19 protein-coding genes are annotated in these 16,487 nt (G+C 61.6%); 11 read left to right on the top strand and 8 right to left on the bottom strand.

Translation table 11 applies throughout. The annotated features are described in order from the left end of the window. Positions 1–62 precede the first annotated feature (62 nt). Positions 63–1,790, top strand: coding sequence for a type I secretion system permease/ATPase (locus NKI99_RS20620; RefSeq protein ID WP_352611790.1), 1,728 nt, complete (start codon positions 63–65; stop codon positions 1,788–1,790). Between the two features lie 3 nt (positions 1,791–1,793). Next, the gene (locus NKI99_RS20625) at positions 1,794–3,113 is read left to right on the top strand and encodes an HlyD family type I secretion periplasmic adaptor subunit (protein ID WP_128305025.1); all 1,320 of its coding nucleotides are present in this window, start codon (positions 1,794–1,796) and stop codon (positions 3,111–3,113) included. Positions 3,114–3,146: 33 nt separating this feature from the next. Here NKI99_RS20625 and NKI99_RS20630 read toward each other — a convergent pair whose 3' ends face one another. After that, positions 3,147–4,391, bottom strand: coding sequence for an ROK family protein (locus NKI99_RS20630; protein WP_128305026.1), 1,245 nt, complete (start codon positions 4,389–4,391; stop codon positions 3,147–3,149). Positions 4,392–4,660: 269 nt separating this feature from the next. Between NKI99_RS20630 and xylF the strand changes: the two genes are divergently transcribed. The 4 genes from xylF (at position 4,661) to NKI99_RS20650 (ending at position 9,767) form a co-directional block, all read left to right on the top strand. Then, positions 4,661–5,701: a D-xylose ABC transporter substrate-binding protein gene (gene xylF, locus NKI99_RS20635; protein ID WP_023810990.1), complete on the top strand. Its 1,041-nt coding sequence runs from the start codon at positions 4,661–4,663 to the stop codon at positions 5,699–5,701. A 145-nt stretch (positions 5,702–5,846) separates the two neighbouring features. After that, complete coding sequence (locus NKI99_RS20640) at positions 5,847–7,199, top strand: sugar ABC transporter permease (protein WP_023810991.1); 1,353 nt, start codon at positions 5,847–5,849, stop codon at positions 7,197–7,199. 11 nt (positions 7,200–7,210) lie between these two features. Further along, positions 7,211–8,011, top strand: a complete 801-nt coding sequence (locus tag NKI99_RS20645; RefSeq protein WP_023810992.1) for an ATP-binding cassette domain-containing protein — start codon at positions 7,211–7,213, stop codon at positions 8,009–8,011. A 127-nt stretch (positions 8,012–8,138) separates the two neighbouring features. Next, positions 8,139–9,767 carry a CHASE domain-containing protein gene (locus NKI99_RS20650; protein WP_128305027.1) on the top strand — a complete coding sequence of 543 codons (1,629 nt, stop codon included), beginning with the start codon at positions 8,139–8,141 and terminating at the stop codon, positions 9,765–9,767. A 96-nt stretch (positions 9,768–9,863) separates the two neighbouring features. Here NKI99_RS20650 and NKI99_RS20655 read toward each other — a convergent pair whose 3' ends face one another. The 6 genes from NKI99_RS20655 to NKI99_RS20680 form a co-directional block, all read right to left on the bottom strand. Continuing rightward, a complete protein-coding gene (locus NKI99_RS20655; RefSeq protein ID WP_023810994.1) occupies positions 9,864–10,109 on the bottom strand; it encodes a YMGG-like glycine zipper-containing protein in 246 nt (81 codons plus the stop codon). 83 nt (positions 10,110–10,192) lie between these two features. Continuing rightward, the gene (locus NKI99_RS20660) at positions 10,193–10,519 is read right to left on the bottom strand and encodes a hypothetical protein (protein ID WP_023810995.1); all 327 of its coding nucleotides are present in this window, start codon (positions 10,517–10,519) and stop codon (positions 10,193–10,195) included. Between the two features lie 120 nt (positions 10,520–10,639). Then, on the bottom strand, positions 10,640–10,816 hold the full coding sequence (locus NKI99_RS20665) for a hypothetical protein (protein ID WP_127295168.1): 177 nt from the start codon (positions 10,814–10,816) through the stop codon (positions 10,640–10,642). Positions 10,817–10,945: 129 nt separating this feature from the next. Continuing rightward, entirely contained in the window at positions 10,946–11,977 is a 1,032-nt protein-coding gene (locus tag NKI99_RS20670; RefSeq protein WP_164893021.1) for a sensor histidine kinase, read from the bottom strand. A 176-nt stretch (positions 11,978–12,153) separates the two neighbouring features. Continuing rightward, positions 12,154–12,321, bottom strand: coding sequence for a DUF1328 domain-containing protein (locus NKI99_RS20675; protein ID WP_013529282.1), 168 nt, complete (start codon positions 12,319–12,321; stop codon positions 12,154–12,156). Between the two features lie 171 nt (positions 12,322–12,492). Continuing rightward, entirely contained in the window at positions 12,493–13,287 is a 795-nt protein-coding gene (locus NKI99_RS20680) for a response regulator (RefSeq protein WP_023810997.1), read from the bottom strand. A 213-nt stretch (positions 13,288–13,500) separates the two neighbouring features. On the opposite strand from NKI99_RS20680, the gene NKI99_RS20685 reads away from it, so the two are divergent. Further along, positions 13,501–13,704, top strand: coding sequence for a NepR family anti-sigma factor (locus NKI99_RS20685; protein ID WP_023810998.1), 204 nt, complete (start codon positions 13,501–13,503; stop codon positions 13,702–13,704). A 3-nt stretch (positions 13,705–13,707) separates the two neighbouring features. Further along, on the top strand, positions 13,708–14,259 hold the full coding sequence (locus NKI99_RS20690) for an RNA polymerase sigma factor (RefSeq protein WP_013529285.1): 552 nt from the start codon (positions 13,708–13,710) through the stop codon (positions 14,257–14,259). Between the two features lie 13 nt (positions 14,260–14,272). Here the strand turns inward: NKI99_RS20690 and NKI99_RS20695 are convergent, their stop codons facing one another. After that, the gene (locus NKI99_RS20695) at positions 14,273–14,584 is read right to left on the bottom strand and encodes a response regulator (protein WP_050580453.1); all 312 of its coding nucleotides are present in this window, start codon (positions 14,582–14,584) and stop codon (positions 14,273–14,275) included. 208 nt (positions 14,585–14,792) lie between these two features. Here NKI99_RS20695 and NKI99_RS20700 point away from each other — a divergent pair, with 208 nt between their 5' ends. The 3 genes from NKI99_RS20700 to NKI99_RS20710 all read left to right on the top strand — a co-directional run bounded on the left by NKI99_RS20700 (position 14,793) and on the right by NKI99_RS20710 (position 16,479). After that, positions 14,793–15,554, top strand: coding sequence for a Crp/Fnr family transcriptional regulator (locus tag NKI99_RS20700; RefSeq protein WP_352611791.1), 762 nt, complete (start codon positions 14,793–14,795; stop codon positions 15,552–15,554). 128 nt (positions 15,555–15,682) lie between these two features. After that, on the top strand, positions 15,683–16,009 hold the full coding sequence (locus NKI99_RS20705; RefSeq protein WP_023811001.1) for an ElaB/YgaM/YqjD family protein: 327 nt from the start codon (positions 15,683–15,685) through the stop codon (positions 16,007–16,009). Positions 16,010–16,020: 11 nt separating this feature from the next. Beyond that, the gene (locus NKI99_RS20710) at positions 16,021–16,479 is read left to right on the top strand and encodes a hypothetical protein (RefSeq protein ID WP_352611792.1); all 459 of its coding nucleotides are present in this window, start codon (positions 16,021–16,023) and stop codon (positions 16,477–16,479) included. The last annotated feature ends 8 nt before the right edge of the window (positions 16,480–16,487 follow it).

Raw genomic sequence — 16,487 nt, forward strand, 5'->3', positions numbered from 1 at the left:
TGTTGGGGCCATGAGCCGTTAGGAGCGCGGGAATGATTGCACGGTCTGATCTGCGGGCAGTCTTGAGGCGCGCCATCGCCGATGTCGGTGTTTTTTCGTTCCTCATCAACATCCTGCTATTGGTGATCCCCCTTTATCTGTTGCAGGTCTATGACCGCGTCCTGCCTTCCTCCAGCGTCGAGACGCTTCTTTACCTCTCTGCTATCGCGGTTCTCGCACTCGCCTTTCTCGGTCTCCTCGATGCGGTCCGCTCCGTTTACACGCAGCGCGTTGCAGCCATTGTCGACAACAGACTGGGCGCGAGGACATTCGCCGTCTCGCTGGAGGCTAAGTACGCCGGGGGAGCAGCCCTGCCTCCACTGCGCGACCTTGCCTCGGTATGCGCCTTCATCAGGTCACGTGGCGCGGCGGTCTTGTTCGACCTGCCGTTTGCTCCGTTCTTCCTCGCCCTGCTGTACCTCATCCATCCTTTGCTGTTCTGGCTTACGCTGGCGGGATCTGGTCTGTTGCTTGCGCTGGTCGTGGCAAATCAGTTTGCCATCGGCAAGAATGATGCCTTGTCGGCGGAACGCTCGGCTGTTGCCAGCCTGTCGGAGCAGGCCTTTGCCCGGAATGCAGAGACGCTGCGCGCCATGGGCATGATCCAAAACGCCGCGCGAGTGTGGGGAAGGCACGTGGCGGAGGCGCTAGTCCTGCATGACCGTTCGTCGATGGCCAACGCGATTTTCAGTGGAACGTCGCGAGCCGTACGCATGATGCTTCAGCTAGCAATACTGGGTGTCGGAGCATGGCTCGTGCTGCAAGGGAAGATGACGGCCGGCATGATCTTCGCGTCTTCCCTGGTGTCGTCCCGTGCGCTGCAGCCGCTCGACCAACTGATCGGGTCATGGCGGCAGATCGTCGACGCCAGACGATCGTGGAAGCGTTTGGACAAGGCGTTTTCCGCCCATCCGGCGCATGCGCAAAAACTGACCTTGCCGGACCCGTCCGGCGAAATTGTCGTGCAGGGCCTCATCTTTGTCGCGCCGAACGCCACACCCGGCACCGAACCCATCATCAAGAGACTGAACTTCCGCATCGGCGCAGGCGAAGCGGTGGCGATAATAGGTCCGAGCGGAGCCGGCAAGTCCACCCTGGCAAGATTACTTGTCGGTGCGATTCAGGCAACCAGCGGCTGCGTCAGGATTGATGGCGCCGATCTCAGAACCTGGGACGAGAAGCAGCTTGGCCGGCATATCGGATATCTCGCTCAGGAGGTGGAGCTCTTTCCCGGATCGATCGCGGAAAATGTCGCCCGCTTTGAACCCGATGCGAATGACGCCTCTATCGTCGAGGCAGCAAAGAATGCCCGGGCGCATGAGCTGATACTGGAGCAGCGAGACGGCTATCAGACCAGAATAGGTTCGTCGGACAGAACACTGTCGGGCGGCGAACGCCAAAGGATCGGGCTGGCGCGCGCTTTTTACGGCAATCCGCATGTTCTCGTTCTGGATGAGCCCAGTACCCATCTCGACGGCAGCGGCGAAGCCGCGCTCGAAGAAGTGCTTGCCGCCGCGAAAGCGGCGGGCGTTACGACAATCGTGATAACGCACCGCCCTTCGGTCGCCGCAGCCTGCGACCGCGTGATGCTTCTACGCAGCGGAGTGATCGAAGCCTTCGGTCCAAGCGGCGACGTGATGCGGCAGCCAATCGCCGGCATCGGCCTTGCCCCACAGCGCAGCATGGCGGTGACAGGGTCTTTTGCAACGACGAACCGCGGCACCCCTCATAGTGTCCGCTTTGGATCGTAGAAGATGACAGCACAGAGCCTCGTCCGGGAAGGCACAGCACGCACCGACATTCGCCGGGTGGCATTCGCCGGATACGCGGCAATGGCGATATTGATGGGTTGCTTTGGCTATTGGGCGGTCAGTGCACCGTTGTCCGGCGCGGTCATCACGCAAGGCACAATCTCGGCGACAGGCGGGAACATCCTCATCCAGCATCCCGAGGGCGGCATCATCCAAGAGTTGCTCGTCCATGAGGGTGATCGGGTGCAACAGGCCCAGGAACTGATCCTGCTGGATCGAACAGCCGCGCAAGCCGAACTCAACCGGCTGACGAGACAGTCGATCGCGTTGAAGGCCAGCGCCTCGCGGCTGGAGGCGGAACGCGACGGGTTGGATCGGCTTGCGCCAATCACAGAGGCTGCGCCGGCACCGTTCCAACACAATTTCGAGGTCCTGGTTCAAGAACAGCAGAAGGAATTCAACGCCAGGCTCGCCCGATTTCGATCGGAACAATCGATCCTCAGGCAACGGGTTGCCATGCATCGCCAGTCTGTTGTCGGATTGCAGGCCCAGAAACAGGCCATTGAGCAACAGGCCGAAGTCGTGAAGAAAGAACTCGGCATCAAGACCAGCCTTTTGGACAAGGGCCTCACCAATCGCACTGAATATTCACAGCTTTTGCGTAGCGAGGCCGATCTCGTCGGGCAGGCAGGGGCGCTGGAGGCAAATCTTGCATCGGCCAACACCCAGATCGTCGAAGCCCAGGAGCAGATAGAGCGCCTGACCACGCAACGCGTGGAGGAAGCCCTGACGAAACTCGACGAGGTACGTTCTTCGCTGGCTGACATTGACGAACAGATGCGGGCATCCGAGGCAGTGCTGCGGCGGACGACGATCAAGGCGCCGGCGGCGGGCATCGTGGTATCGTCCACCTACAATTCCAAGGGCAGCGTGATTGCCCCCGGCGAGAAGATCATGGAGATTCTGCCTACGGCATCGGGCTTGATCGTCGATGCACGGCTGCCGCCGAAAGACATTGACCAGGTTCGTGTCGGCCAGCCGGCAAGACTGCGACTATCAGCGTTGAACATGCGGCTCACCCCTGAGATTTCAGCCATGGTGACACAGGTTTCCGCAGATCGGCTTATCGATCAGGCTACGCATGAACCCTATTTCCGCGCCAAGCTGAAGATTGCCGCCAACTTGCCGCCCGGCGTGAAAGCGGAGCAGCTTTACCCTGGAATGCCGGTAGAAGCGTTCATCAGCACCGGCGAACGGACTTTCTTCGAGTATCTCGTACGGCCGATGCGCGATTCCTTCGCGCGCGCTTTCAAGGAGCGGTAGATGTTGCGGACCGCGCAATTTTGACCCTGGTCCTCACGCCACGCTCTTTCCGGCGCTCCCTCTCGCCTGCACGCCCGGCGCAAAAATCTCTTGATCGACGAAGATCAGTGCCCGCATGGCGCAGCCTTCGCGGATCAGTGGCAGTTCGTTCGGCTCGGTGTCGAAGGAAATCGATTTTGAGTGCTGGCCACCGGCGGTCTGGGCAATCGCCTCGCGCAGTGCCGGCTCTATCAGGTCGAAGGCGGCCGCGCTGACGCCGACCATGGCAACGGGCGCCGGATCGATCAGCGCGAACAGGCTGCCGAGGCCGTAGCCGAGCGCTTCGCCAGCCTTGCGATAGGCTTCCCGTTCGGGTCCGTCACCTTCGCGGGCCGCGGCAGCCAGGGCGCGCATGTCGGCGTCGCTGACATCGGCGACGGGTTCTGCATCCTCGCCCATCTGCCTGGCGTTGCGCCAGATGGCGTAATTGCCCGCATAGGCTTCGACGCAGCCGCGCCGTCCGCAGCGGCAGAGCGCGCCGTTCGGCCGATGGATCATGTGGCCGAATTCGCCGCCCGAGGAATGGGTGCCGGTGAACAATTCGCCCTTCAGCACCAGGCCCATGCCGATGCCGTGCGACAAAAGGATAGCGATGAAATCGTCGCGGTAACGATCGGGGTCGCGCCACCGCAGCGCCACCGCCATCATGTTGCAGTCGTTCTCCATTATGGCGGGGATGCCGAACGCGTCTTCGAATATGTCAGCGAAGGCGATATCGGTGTGCGGCGTGATCGGCGACCACAGCATGGCGCGGGCACGGGTGTCGGTAATGCCCTGGATCGCCAGCGCGATGCGGGCGATGCTGCGCACGTCCAGGTCGGGATCTGCCAGGCGGCGCCGCACGATTGCCGTGCATTCACCGATCAGCGACTCGCGCGACATCGTCAGCGTGTCCAGCCGGCGCTGTTCCTCGGATACTACCTGGCCGGCATAGTCGATGACGGCGACGGAGAGGAAGTTCAGCGACAGCACCACGGTCATTACCGCGGCCGCTTCCGGATTGAGGCTGAGGCCGACCTGCGGCCGGCCGCGTTTGAGCGAGCCGGCCTCGCTCGGCTTGCTTTCGGTCAGGATGCCTTCGACGATCAAGTCGGAGGAAATCGCCGAGATGGTCGAATGGCTGAGGCTTGTGGTCGCGGCGATTTCGGTGCGGGACGGTTGTCCGGCCTGGCGCACGGCCGCAATTACCATCGCCCGGTTGCGGCGACGCAGATCGTCGTGGCGGATTCCGACCGACATGTTCTTTCACGTCCTCCCGGTCGCCGCGGTTCTTCCTGCCCTGGAACGCTGTCGGTGACGCAGGTAAATACTGGCAGAAGCTGCACGCCCTGTCATTTATTTATTCCGAGACTCGAAAAAAACTCGAAATGACATCAAAATCCATCAGAATCGATGTTGACAGCGTTCGGACGTTGGCCCAGTGTTTTTTCGAGGCTCGAAAAAATAGGGCTTCTGTGCCGGCTCTCGGGTCAGTTTGGTCGCGCCATACGCGGCGCAGGGAGGATAATATGAAAAGATTCACAGCCGCCATCCTGGCGGGTGCCGCCATGTCGCTGACGCTCGCGTCTGTCGCGCAGGCGAAGGACAAGGTCGTCGGCGTTTCGTGGTCCAATTTCCAGGAAGAGCGTTGGAAGACCGACGAGGCCGCCATGAAGACGGCGATCGAGGCCGCCGGCGACAAGTACATCTCCGCCGATGCGCAGTCCAATCCCGGCAAGCAGCTCACCGATGTCGAAAGCCTGATTTCGCAGGGCGCCAATTCGCTGATCATCCTGGCGCAGGACGCCTCGGCCATCGGCCCTGCGGTGCAGAAGGCGCTGGACGAAGGCATTCCGGTCGTCGGCTATGACCGGTTGATCGAAAACAAGGACGTCTTCTATCTGACCTTCGACAACAAGGAAGTCGGCCGCATGCAGGCCCGCGAAGTGTTCAAGGTCAAGCCGGAAGGCAACTACGTCTTCATCAAGGGCTCCGGTGCCGATCCCAATGCCGACTTCCTGTTCTCGGGCTCGATGGAAGTGCTCAAGGAAGCCATCGACAGCGGCAAGATCAAGAATGTCGGCGAAGCCTACACGGATGGCTGGCTGCCCGCCAACGCCCAGAAGAACATGGAACAGTTCCTGACCGCCAACGACAACAAGGTCGACGCGGTGGTCGCGGCCAATGACGGCACCGCCGGTGGCGTCGTCGCGGCGCTGACGGCGCAAGGCCTTGCCGGCACAGTGCCGGTCTCGGGTCAGGACGGCGACCACGCCGCGCTGAACCGTATCGCGCTCGGCACGCAGACCGTTTCGGTATGGAAGGACGCGCGTGAGCTCGGCAAGACCGCCGCCGAGATCGCTTCGCAGCTCGCAGACGGCAAGAAGACCGGCGACATTGCCGGCGCCAAGGACTTCACGACGCCGGGCGGCAACACCGTCAAGTCGCTGTTCCTGACCCCGATTGCCATCACCAAGGACAATCTCAACCTCGTCATCGACGCTGGCTGGATCAAGAAGGAAGAAGTCTGCACGGGCGTCGCTGCCGGCACCGTCGCGGCCTGCAACTAAAAGCTGGCTTGTGCCTGCATTCTCAACGCCGCGGCCCAAAAGCCGCGGCGTTTTCTCAAAAACTTTTGTGTTTCCGCATCATGCGGATAGCTTCTAGGCTGGGCTCCGGCATGCGCGTCAGACGGCCAGTCGGTGGGAGGAAATCATGACCGATACGACGTCCAACCCACAGGCCGATACGGCGCGCGCGTCGGAACTCGGGGCCGTCGCCCGGTTCCTGAAGGCGACCGAGATCGACACCCGCATGCTCGGCATGATCGGTGCGCTGCTGGTCATCTGGATTGGGCTGCATGTCATTTCCAGCCTGCGCCTGGGCGTCAACCCGCTCGATTTCGACAGCCGCACCTTTCTCACGCCGCGCAATCTGTGGAACCTGTCGGTGCAGACATCCGCGGTTGCCATCATGGCCTGCGGCATGGTGCTGGTCATCGTCATGCGCAACATCGACCTGTCGGTCGGTTCCGCCGAGGGCCTGATCGGCATGGTAATGGGATTTGCTCAGGTTCATTTCCTGGTGCGCTTTGTCGGGCTCGAACTCGGCAATCCGTGGATCTGGGTCCTGGCGCTGGTCATCGGCCTGGCGCTTGGCCTGTTGATCGGCGCCTTTCAAGGCTTCGTCATCGCCTATCTCGAAGTGCCCGCCTTTATCGTGACGCTGGGTGGCCTGCTGGTCTGGCGCGGTGCGGCCTGGTGGGTCACGTCAGGCCAGACCGTGGCGCCGCTCGACGCCACCTTTCAGCTGATGGGCGGCGGGCCGGCGGGATCGATCGGCGCGACCTGGAGCTGGGTCGTCGGGATCGTCGCCTGCCTCGCCGTGGTGTTTGGGCTGTTCAACGGCCGGGTGCAGCGCAAGCGTTTCCGGTTTCCGCTACGTCCGATCTGGGCCGAGACGCTGCTCGGAGTCGTCACCTGCGGCGCCATCATGGGCGCGGTCTGGCTCGCCAATTCCTATCCCTGGCCGATCGGCATCGTGAACAGATATGCGGCCGCCAACAACATCACCCTTCCCGAAGGCGGCCTGTTCATCGCCCACGGTATCGCCATACCGGTGCTGATGGCGGTCGCCGTCGGGCTGGTCATGACCTTCATCACCAACCGCACCCGCTTCGGCCGCTATGTCTTTGCCATCGGCGGCAATCCCGAGGCGGCCAATCTCGCCGGCATCAACACGCGCTGGATCACCATGAAGGTGTTCATGATCATGGGCGTGCTGGCCACGATCGCCGCGGCAATCTCCTCGGCCCGGCAGAATTCGGCCACCAACGTGCTTGGAACGCTCGACGAACTGCTGGTCATTGCAGCCGCCGTAATCGGCGGCACGTCGCTTGCCGGCGGATCGGGAACGATCATCGGCGCCATGCTGGGCGCGCTGCTGATGCAGTCGCTGCAGTCCGGCATGGTGCTGCTCGGCGTCGACTCGCCGCTGCAGAGCATCGTCGTCGGGGCCGTACTGGTCATCGCCGTGTGGCTCGACACCGTCTATCGCAAGCGCGTCTAGGAGGGCATGCCATGATTGACAAGACTGCTCCTGCAGCCACCGCGCTGATCGACATGAGGAACATCTCGATCGCGTTTGGCGGCATCCGCGCCGTCGACGACGCCTCGATCGATCTTTTCCCCGGCGAGGTCGTGGCGCTGCTCGGCCATAATGGCGCCGGCAAGTCGACATTGATCAAGATCCTGTCCGGCGCCTACAAGCGCGATTCGGGCCAGATCTTCGTCAACGGCGAGGAGGCATCGATCTCCAATCCACGCGACGCCAAGAAATATGGCATCGAGACGATCTACCAGACGCTGGCGTTGGCCGACAATGTCGATGCCGCCGCCAATCTGTTCCTCGGCCGCGAGCTGATGACCGCCTGGGGCACGCTCGACGACGTTGCCATGGAGGCCGAGGCGCGCAAGGTGATGGGTCGGCTCAATCCCCGGTTCCAGCGCTTCAAGGAGCCGGTGATCAAGCTGTCGGGCGGCCAGCGGCAATCGGTGGCGATCGCGCGTGCGATCCTGTTCAACGCCCGCATCCTGATCATGGACGAGCCGACGGCGGCGCTTGGTCCGCAGGAAACGGCGCAGGTCGGCGAACTGGTCAAGCAGCTCAAGTCCGACGGCATCGGCATCTTCCTGATCAGCCACGACATCCACGATGTGTTCGAGCTTGCCGACCGGGTCTGCGTCATGAAGAACGGCCAGGTCGTCGGCACCGCCCGCACCACCGATGTCACCCAGGACGAGGTGCTGGGGATGATCATTCTGGGCAAATGCCCGCCGGGCGCCATTCCCGGACCGGGCGCGCTGAAGATAGCGGCCTGAGATCGAGCCAGATCGCGGTTGCCGGACACGTGATATGCCAGCCGTAAGGATGGCTTGGCCTTGGCATTGTGTTGGCACGGCGACTTGCCCATAAAGGTCCGACATTGCTCAGGGACCGCACGATCCGTTGAAGAAGCTTTTTCCGATCATCGCCTTTATCGCCGTCGCGCTGATCAGCATGGTGATGGCAGGTTTTGCCTATTTCGCCACGCAGGAAGCCGCGCGCATCAAGTTCGAGGCGACTGCCGACGATGCGCTCAACCGGATCGAGAGCCGCATCGACCTGCATCTGTCGCTGCTGCGCTCAACGCAGGCCCTGTTCGACGCCCGCAATGGCGATATTTCTCGCAATGAGTTCAAGGCGTTCTTCAACGCGCTCGATGTCGACAAGAATTTCGCCGGCTTGCGCGGTATCGGCTTCCTCAGGCTGGCAAAGGCGGGCGACGAGGCGACGGTCGAACGCGATATGCTGCACGATTATGGCGACAGTCATCCAATCTATCCGGATACCACTCAACCCTGGCGCACCCCTATCGTGCTGTTCGAACCGCTGGATCCATCCAATCAAGCCGGCATCGGCTATGACATGTTCAGCGAACCGGCGCGGCGTGTGGCGATCGAAAAGGCGATGTCCGACGACCAGCAGCACGCCAGCGGGCTGGTGCAATTGGGCCAGGACACGGGCGCCGCGCAGACGTTCACCGGCTTCTTCGTTTTCGTGCGGCTCAATGTCGAAACCGCTCCCGACGTCATCAATGCTTCGAGATCCTCGACGGCCGGTTTTCTCTATGCGGCCTTTCGGGCTCGCGATCTGTTCCAGACCGCGCTCAGCCGGTCGCCGTTGCTGCCGGTCAACACCGAAATCTATGATGGCGATGGTGCCGTGAACGGCGATAATCTGCTGTTCCGGTCGGAGACGCCGCCGGCGTCGACTTTCGGCGACAGGCTGCTGGTCACCCGAAAGATCATCGTCGCCGGACGGCCGTGGACTGTCCTGTTCCGGCCGACAAGCGCCTTCTCGCAGCCGTCGTCGCGCGCCATTCCGGTGATGCTGGGGCTGTTCGGCCTGCTGTTGGCGGGCGCCATCGCGCTGGTGGCGCGCTATCAGGAGCGGGCCTATGAGGCAGCGTCGCGATTGCACGAAACGACGGAAAAGAGCCTGATCGAAAAAGACCTGATGCTGCAGGAGATGAAGCATCGCATCAAGAATTCGATTACCAGGGTGCTGGCTATCGCGCGCCAGACGGCGTCGCGGGCTACCGACGTCAACGAGTTTTCCGCATCCTTCTCGGCCAGGCTGCAGGCGATGGCGGCGTCCCAGGATATGCTGACGCGCTCGCGCTGGCAGAAGGCCGATCTTGGCGATCTCCTGCGCATCGAGCTGGGTCAGGTGTTCGGCAAGGAGCTACCCGATGAGCTGTTGTCGGGACCACAGGTGCTGCTCGACGAAACCACGACGCAAGCGCTCGGCCTGACCTTCCACGAACTGGCGACGAATGCGCTGAAATACGGCGAAGCCGGCAATTCCGTCGGCGCGCTGAAAGTGGACTGGTCGGTCGAAGGGCGCGGGCGCGACAGGACGCTGGCTCTCAATTGGCGCGAAAACGGGCAGACGAAACTCGAAGCGCCAGCCAAGACCGGATTCGGCACCAAGCTGATCGATCTCAACGTGACGCGCGAACTGCGCGGTACGATTAAACGCGATTACCAGGCCAATGGGCTGAACGTGGAAATCAAAATTCCACTCGCCAACTGAGCGCGACCTTCACCCGAAAAGGATCAAGCGTCCAGACATGAAAAATCCGAAGGCCAGCGGACCGGCCTCCGGATCGACGTTTCGATGATCGCCGAATTAGTTGCAGCGAGCCGTGTAGATCCGGCCGCGATGATCGCGATATTGGCAATAGCCGTTGCGCAGATTGCGCACCAGCAGGCCGGAACCGGCACCAACGGCCGCGCCGATCAGCGCACCCTTGCCGCCGCCGACCAAGCCGCCGACACCGGCGCCGATCAAGCCGCCGCCAACCACGTCCTGCTCGGTCGAGGTGCAGCCGCTGACGGCAACCACCGCAACCAGTGCAATAATCATCTTCCGCATAGAGTCACTCCTCACTTTTTGTCCTCACTTGGTAAAGCTCCAGCTGCCATTTAGCATGAAATGACGGCCTTTGCTGCTGCAATCTATTGTTGGTGAAGATAGTCTTTTTCTGGGCGTGCCGCGTTCGACGCCATTACGAGGCTGGAAATTGCCAAAGACGCGTCAAGCGTACCATCGGCGCGCACATTCCAGACGATCTTATCATAGTCGTCTTCAAGCGCCGGATCGACGGCAAGGCATTTGGCGACGATGTTGTCAGCCTGCCCTTGCACGTCGCCCAAGGCGAACGGGCGTTCGGCCACGCATTGCTCGGCGCTCGCGAAAACGCTTCTGGGCACCTGGAGTTCACGGCAGTCGGCCATCGTGTTCGAGCAACCGATGACCAGCAGCAATGCAGCGATATGTTCCATGGCGGGAAGTCCTCTCGCCATAGTAACGGTCTACATTCGCCAAAGTTCCTGGCTCGCTGGGCCGGGCAGGGAAGTAAGAGGGCGACAATCGATTCTGTCACCGGCCGAAACGAGCTGGCCTCAGACCAATTGGTACAGGGCGACCACCGCGATCACGGCCAGCAGGCCCAGCGCGACAAGGCGCAAGGCCCCATTGGGAACAGGGGCCAGCGGTGGCGCGGATGCCTCGGAGTCCTCAAACTCGCCCATGGAAATCCGGGCGGCCTGCTCCAGTCTGTTCATGTCGGCAACCGTCAAGGCATTCCTCCCGCACCATGCTGCAATCCTGCTGCGGAAATGTTCGGTGATGCAACAAGTTCCAGCGGTATCTGGGAAAAACAGCATCTGCTTTTATGGTGAACAGCTGGTTAAGGAAGCTCGGGTCGCTCAATCCGTCTCGAAATTGCCGTGCGGAACGACAAGGCGGTACTCGAGACGGCCAGCCGCGATTTCGAGCGTCGCCGTTCCGTTCAGCGACGTCGGCACGACCCGTTCGAGTGCGACGCTGCCGAAGCGCTTCTCGCTACGCCTAACATCACTGGCTCCGATTGCCTCGGCCCATGTCAGGGACAGGGAGGTTCCCGTGTCGGCGGCGGTCAGGTTAGCTGTAACATCGACGAATCCATCGGGCCGCGACAGGGCGCCATAGCTCACCGAATTGACGGCGAGTTCATGCATCGCAAGGCCGATATGCAGGGCAGCGTTGGGATTGAGATAGGGGTTTGCCCCCTGAAATCTCAGGCTGCGAACCGGATCGCCGCCGTAGCGGCCCACCTGGCCCGATACGAGTTCGCGAAGTGCTGCACCCCGCCAGTTGGAAGAGGTCACGAGATCTTGGGACGAAGCCAGCGATTGCAGCCGGCCGCGAAAGCGTGTCAGGAAATCGCCGATGCTGTCGGAGTAGCGACCGGTCTGGGTGGCTATGCTCTGGATGATCGCCAGCAGGTTTTTGGAGCGATGGCTTACCTCCCGCAACAGCGTCGTCAGGGTCTGCTCGCGGCGCTTTTGCTCGGTCGTCTCGACCATTGTGGTGACGACGCCTTGCACCGTGCCGCCGTCGCCGTGGTCGGCATCGATCCAGACCTCAAACCAGCGGCTGCCATCCTCGACGGGAACGCTGATCTCGAGACGTTGGGGGTTGCCGGATGCAATGACGTCGCGCTTGGCCGCGCCGATGCGGTCGGCCTGCGCCTCCGGCAGAATACCGATGCTGTCGGTGGTGTCCGAAACCCAGGGCGCACGCATGTTGCGCGCCCATACGGTTTTCATCTCGCGATCCTGGTAGAGAACGGAAATGCCGGCATTGTGCAACGCGTGAAGAAGGGCGCGGCCGAGCTGCATGCCGCTTTCGGCAGGATGGAGGGCGATGACTTCATCGCTTTGCACGTCGTCCTTCCTGTTTCCGGTCCTGGAACCCATCGGCCAAACTGTCCACCCAATTCAGGCTGAACGGCTCACCGGTGAATGGGTTCCAAACAGGTTTCCCGAACCCGCCGCCAAAAAACGGTCCGCCGGACGGCGTCCTTTAGGACACCGCCCGGCGGGGGCTGGAAACCGTTTGAGGGGTGCGGCTTCCAGTGTTCGGCCGTTCGTTGTTACGAAGCCCGTTTGAACAGGCCCGCAAGAAGCGAAATGACCAGGAAAGCGAGGAAGATGAAAAACAATATCTGCGCTATGCCGGCAGATGTACCGGCGATGCCGCCGAAACCAAGCGCGCCGGCGATGATCGCAACGACGAGAAATACGAGCGCCCAGTAAAGCATGATGCATCTCCTTCGAATGGTGCGATAAAAACGTGGGTGGCTGCGGTTTGTTCCCACCCTTTGCCGAAAAAGACCGAGCTTGCAAATCGTTCAAGCAGGAAGCGCGCAGGAATTTCACCGTCGCCGCCCGCGTGCATCAGGCGGCACGATTACCACTTCCCCAATTCACGACTATGCGGCGGCTTTCGCCTGGCGGTCAAAGAACAGTGCCTGGCTGATCAGCGCCTTGACCATGTCGGGATTGAACGGCTTGGTGACCAGGAAGGCCGGTTCCGGCCGTTCGCCAGTCAAGAGGCGCTCGGGGAAGGCGGTGATGAAGATGACCGGCACCGACGTCGATGACAGGATCTCGTTCACGGCCTCGATGCCGGAACTGCCGTCGGCAAGCTGGATGTCGGCCAGCACCATCTTCGGCCGTGTCTTGCCGAACATCATCACTGCCTCGGCATGGGTGCGCGCCGTTCCAACGACGCGGTGCCCGAGGCTCTCTACCATTTCTTCGATATCCATGGCGATCAGCGGTTCATCCTCGATGATCAGAACGTCGGTTGCCACCTGACGGGATATCTCGTTGCTCGCCTGGGCAAGCAGCTCTGAAAACTCCTGGTCGCCGACGTCGAGGATCTCAGCCGCTTCGTCCTCGCTGAAGCCTTCGACAGCCACGAGCAGGAAGGCCTGACGAGGCCGCGGCGCGATCGCATTCAGATTGGCGGCGGTGCGCTGTTCCCACGCCGATTGCGCCTGCTCCTGTGGGACGCGGATGGCGACCGATGTGAACAGCTTGGCGAAAACCTTGTACAGCGCGATGCGGTCGCTCGATGCTTCGGGAAATATCTCGATATCGGCGATGATGGCCTCGAGCATCGCGGCTACCAGCGCATCACCACTCTCTTGCGACCCGGAAACAGCCCGCGAGAAGCGGCGCAGGAAGGGGAGATGTGGTGCGATGGTGGCGGATAAGCTCATGGTAAGACGTCTCCCTCAGAATGACGTGATTGCATAGGTCAAGCTGACTGCAAGCCCTGACGTTAACGCGGATTTTTTGAAAAAGTTCCGCCTCGACGGAACAAAAGCCGGGGAGTGGCGTTTGTGGTCGGGATGGGCAACCAGACGAGGGTGCCGCTTGCGTTGTGTTGAGTATGATAAGAGCGGCTTGAGCGCTGGGAATACAAGGGCAAAATGAAGGATATGACGAAAGATATTCTGGCTGGCGCCGAGAGCAGGCGCCGGAACGGTTCTGGTGACGCTCTTGGGCCGAACTCCGAAATCGGACGCAAACTCAAACAATATTACGACGCGCTGGTCTCCGACGATGTGCCGGATCGCTTTTCCCAGTTGCTTAGCCAGCTGGAACAGGCTGAACCCGCACAGAAGAAGGACTGAGGCATGGCCGCGGTCTCCCAAGGCTTCAAGACCGATCTGCTTGGGGCAATCCCAAGTCTGCGCGCGTTCGCCGTGTCGCTGACGCAAAATGCCGATAAAGCCGACGACCTCGTCCAGGAAACGCTCGTCAAGGCTTGGGACAAGCATGAGAGCTTCCAGCCCGGCACCAACCTCAAGGCCTGGCTTTTCACCATCCTGCGCAACGAGTTCTATTCGCAGATGCGCAAGCGCGGGCGCGAAGTGCAGGACAGCGACGGTATCATGACGGCCAGGCTTGCCGTTCATCCGGCTCAGCACGGCCAGCTTGACCTGAAGGATTTTCGTGGGGCGCTGGAGCAATTGCCGGAGGACCAACGCGAAGCCATCATCCTCATCGGCGCGTCTGGTTTCTCCTACGAGGAGGCCGCCGAGATCTGCGGTTGCGCGGTGGGGACGATCAAGAGCCGCGTCAGCCGAGCCCGTACGCGCTTGCAGGAGATCCTGAAAATATCAGGCGAGGACGAGTATGGTCCGGACGCAATTTCGGCCCAGGTAACGAGCTCGCCGGCGAGCTGACCGCGATCGTGTCTCAAGCGCGTCCGCAGGCCGCGGCGACCGCCTGCACGAGGTCTTCACCCGAATAGGGTTTGCCAACCAGCCTGACGCCCGGAAACGAGGCCTTGATTTCATCGGCATCCGAATAGCCCGACGCAAACACGAAAGGTATGCCTGCCGCGCGCAGCCCGGAGGCGAAATCGATCGTCGAGGCGCCGCCCAGCATCAAGTCGACAATGGCTGCATCGAATCGCGTGGCGACCTCGCGGCCATCGACCTCGGTCAGGTCACGGGCGATCACCACCTCATCGGCGCCATGGTCGCGGCAAAGCTGCTCGACATCCATGGCGATCAGAAATTCGTCCTCCAGGACCAGAATCCGCAATCCGTCAAGCAATGTGGGCACAGGCAAAGACTCCTTGAAACGCCGGAGTCATGATCGCTAATTCGCTTGCTGTCATTTAAAAAAGACATGTGGCAAGCGGGCGGAACCTCAATCCTTGCAACGCGATGAAACGCGCTCCCCCAAGAGCGGGCTTTCGAAGGGGGTCGAAATGTCAGTCCAGAACAATAGCGCTTTCTCCAGCCGCCAATATCCTTGCGAGAACTGCCCATTGCGGCCGTTGCCGATTTTCCGCGATTTCGAAAAACAGGAACTGGCCTTCATCAGCAAATTCAAGAAGGGCGAACTCGCAGTCGAAAAGGGTGGGACGGTGCTGGTGGAGGGAAGCCATAGCGCCCATCTCTACACCGTGCTCTCCGGCTGGGCGTTTCGCTACAAGCTGTTGCGGGACGGCCGCCGCCAGATCCTCAACTATCTCATGCCCGGCGATCTGATCGGCCTGCAAGGCAGTGTGATGGGCGAGATGCAGCATTCCGTGGAGGCACTGTCGCCGATGCTGCTGTGTGTTTTCGAGCGCGAATATCTGCATGAGCTGTACCGCAATCATCCCGGGCTGGCCTATGACATCACCTGGATCGCATCGCGTGAAGAGCGGATGCTGGACGAGAACCTGCTCAGCCTCGGGCGCCGCAGTGCGATCGAGCGCGCTGCCTATCTCATCGCCTTCATCGGCAGCCGCGCCAAGGTCGTTGGACTGAATGGCAACCAAACTGTCCAGATACCGATCACGCAGCAGCACATTGCCGATACGCTCGGCCTGTCGCTGGTTCACACCAACAAGACGATCCGCAAGCTGATGGATCGCAAGCTGATCGTCTGGCGCGACGGCGGCTGCGTGGTCTCCGACAATGAAGGCCTCAAGCGGCTCGCCGGCTGGGAAGGGCTGGGTGAAGCGCGCCGGCCATTAATCTGAGGAAGCGTCTTTTGCGGGAGCCGACGGACCGGGTGCGCGCCGATGCGTTTTCGGCTACTTTGTCCCCAATGCCGGAACCTTGAGGCGGGCAGCGCGTTTGAAACCAAGCAATCACAAGGAGTTAAGCCATGGCCACTGCCGCAGGAAAGACCGCAAACGACGCCCGTGCAAATGCGGACCTGGAAGCCGACATCAGGCAGTTGAAGGCCGACATCGACAAGCTCACCAAACAACTGGCCAAGACCGGCGAGCATGGTTATGGCACCGCGCGCCGCGCAGCCACGGAAGGGGTCGAGCAGTTGCGTGCGCAGGGCGAAGCAGCCTTTGACAGCCTGCGCAGCAATGCCAAGGACATCGAAGCGCAGATGATGGCAAGTGTACGCGAAAAGCCGGTGACGTCACTGGCGATCGCCGCCGGCGTCGGCTTCCTTTTCGCGCTCATCGCGCGTCGCTAGTCGCGCTTCGGATGGGAATGCTGGCAACCCTGATCTCGGGTCTCGCCTCGGGGGAGACCGTGGCCGCCATATACCGGGCGCGCACGGCGGCAATCGTCTATGTGATCGCCATGGCCGCCGCACTTTGCGGTCTCGGCTTTCTTGTCGGGGCCGCCTATATCTGGGCGGCGATGCGCTATGGGCCGCTTGCCGCGGCACTGGGGTTCGGCGTCGGTTTTCTGGTGCTTGCCGGGCTTGTCCTGCTGGTCTACCGGATATCGGCAGGCTCGCGCGCCCCGCGCCGGGCGCAGCGCCGCAATGCCGACATGAAGGCGATCGGCATCACCGCCGCACTCGCCGTGCTGCCGAGCCTGCTTAAGGGAAAAGGCGGTCTCGGCGTCATTCTGGGGCCGGCCGTGGCCCTCGCGGCCTACGCCATCTACCGCGAGAATGTGAAATCCGACGATCCGGACGAGAGCGAGCGGAGATAGAGCTGTCG

It is taken from the genome of Mesorhizobium sp. M0239 (assembly GCF_040321815.1).
In the GTDB taxonomy this organism is placed as follows: Bacteria; Pseudomonadota; Alphaproteobacteria; order Rhizobiales; family Rhizobiaceae; genus Mesorhizobium.

Bases quoted from the DNA above. Each gene is read 5' to 3' on its own strand.
- NKI99_RS20625 (WP_128305025.1), top strand. From the start codon at position 1,794: ATGACAGCACAGAGCCTCGTCCGGGAAGGCACAGCACGCACCGACATT.
- NKI99_RS20630 (WP_128305026.1), bottom strand. From the start codon at position 4,391: ATGTCGGTCGGAATCCGCCACGACGATCTGCGTCGCCGCAACCGGGCG.
- xylF (WP_023810990.1), top strand. From the start codon at position 4,661: ATGAAAAGATTCACAGCCGCCATCCTGGCGGGTGCCGCCATGTCGCTG.
- NKI99_RS20640 (WP_023810991.1), top strand. From the start codon at position 5,847: ATGACCGATACGACGTCCAACCCACAGGCCGATACGGCGCGCGCGTCG.
- NKI99_RS20645 (WP_023810992.1), top strand. From the start codon at position 7,211: ATGATTGACAAGACTGCTCCTGCAGCCACCGCGCTGATCGACATGAGG.
- NKI99_RS20655 (WP_023810994.1), bottom strand. From the start codon at position 10,109: ATGCGGAAGATGATTATTGCACTGGTTGCGGTGGTTGCCGTCAGCGGC.
- NKI99_RS20660 (WP_023810995.1), bottom strand. From the start codon at position 10,519: ATGGAACATATCGCTGCATTGCTGCTGGTCATCGGTTGCTCGAACACG.
- NKI99_RS20670 (WP_164893021.1), bottom strand. From the start codon at position 11,977: ATGGGTTCCAGGACCGGAAACAGGAAGGACGACGTGCAAAGCGATGAA.
- NKI99_RS20675 (WP_013529282.1), bottom strand. From the start codon at position 12,321: ATGCTTTACTGGGCGCTCGTATTTCTCGTCGTTGCGATCATCGCCGGC.
- NKI99_RS20680 (WP_023810997.1), bottom strand. From the start codon at position 13,287: ATGAGCTTATCCGCCACCATCGCACCACATCTCCCCTTCCTGCGCCGC.
- NKI99_RS20685 (WP_023810998.1), top strand. From the start codon at position 13,501: ATGAAGGATATGACGAAAGATATTCTGGCTGGCGCCGAGAGCAGGCGC.
- NKI99_RS20690 (WP_013529285.1), top strand. From the start codon at position 13,708: ATGGCCGCGGTCTCCCAAGGCTTCAAGACCGATCTGCTTGGGGCAATC.
- NKI99_RS20695 (WP_050580453.1), bottom strand. From the start codon at position 14,584: ATGGATGTCGAGCAGCTTTGCCGCGACCATGGCGCCGATGAGGTGGTG.
- NKI99_RS20700 (WP_352611791.1), top strand. From the start codon at position 14,793: ATGTCAGTCCAGAACAATAGCGCTTTCTCCAGCCGCCAATATCCTTGC.
- NKI99_RS20705 (WP_023811001.1), top strand. From the start codon at position 15,683: ATGGCCACTGCCGCAGGAAAGACCGCAAACGACGCCCGTGCAAATGCG.
- NKI99_RS20710 (WP_352611792.1), top strand. From the start codon at position 16,021: ATGGGAATGCTGGCAACCCTGATCTCGGGTCTCGCCTCGGGGGAGACC.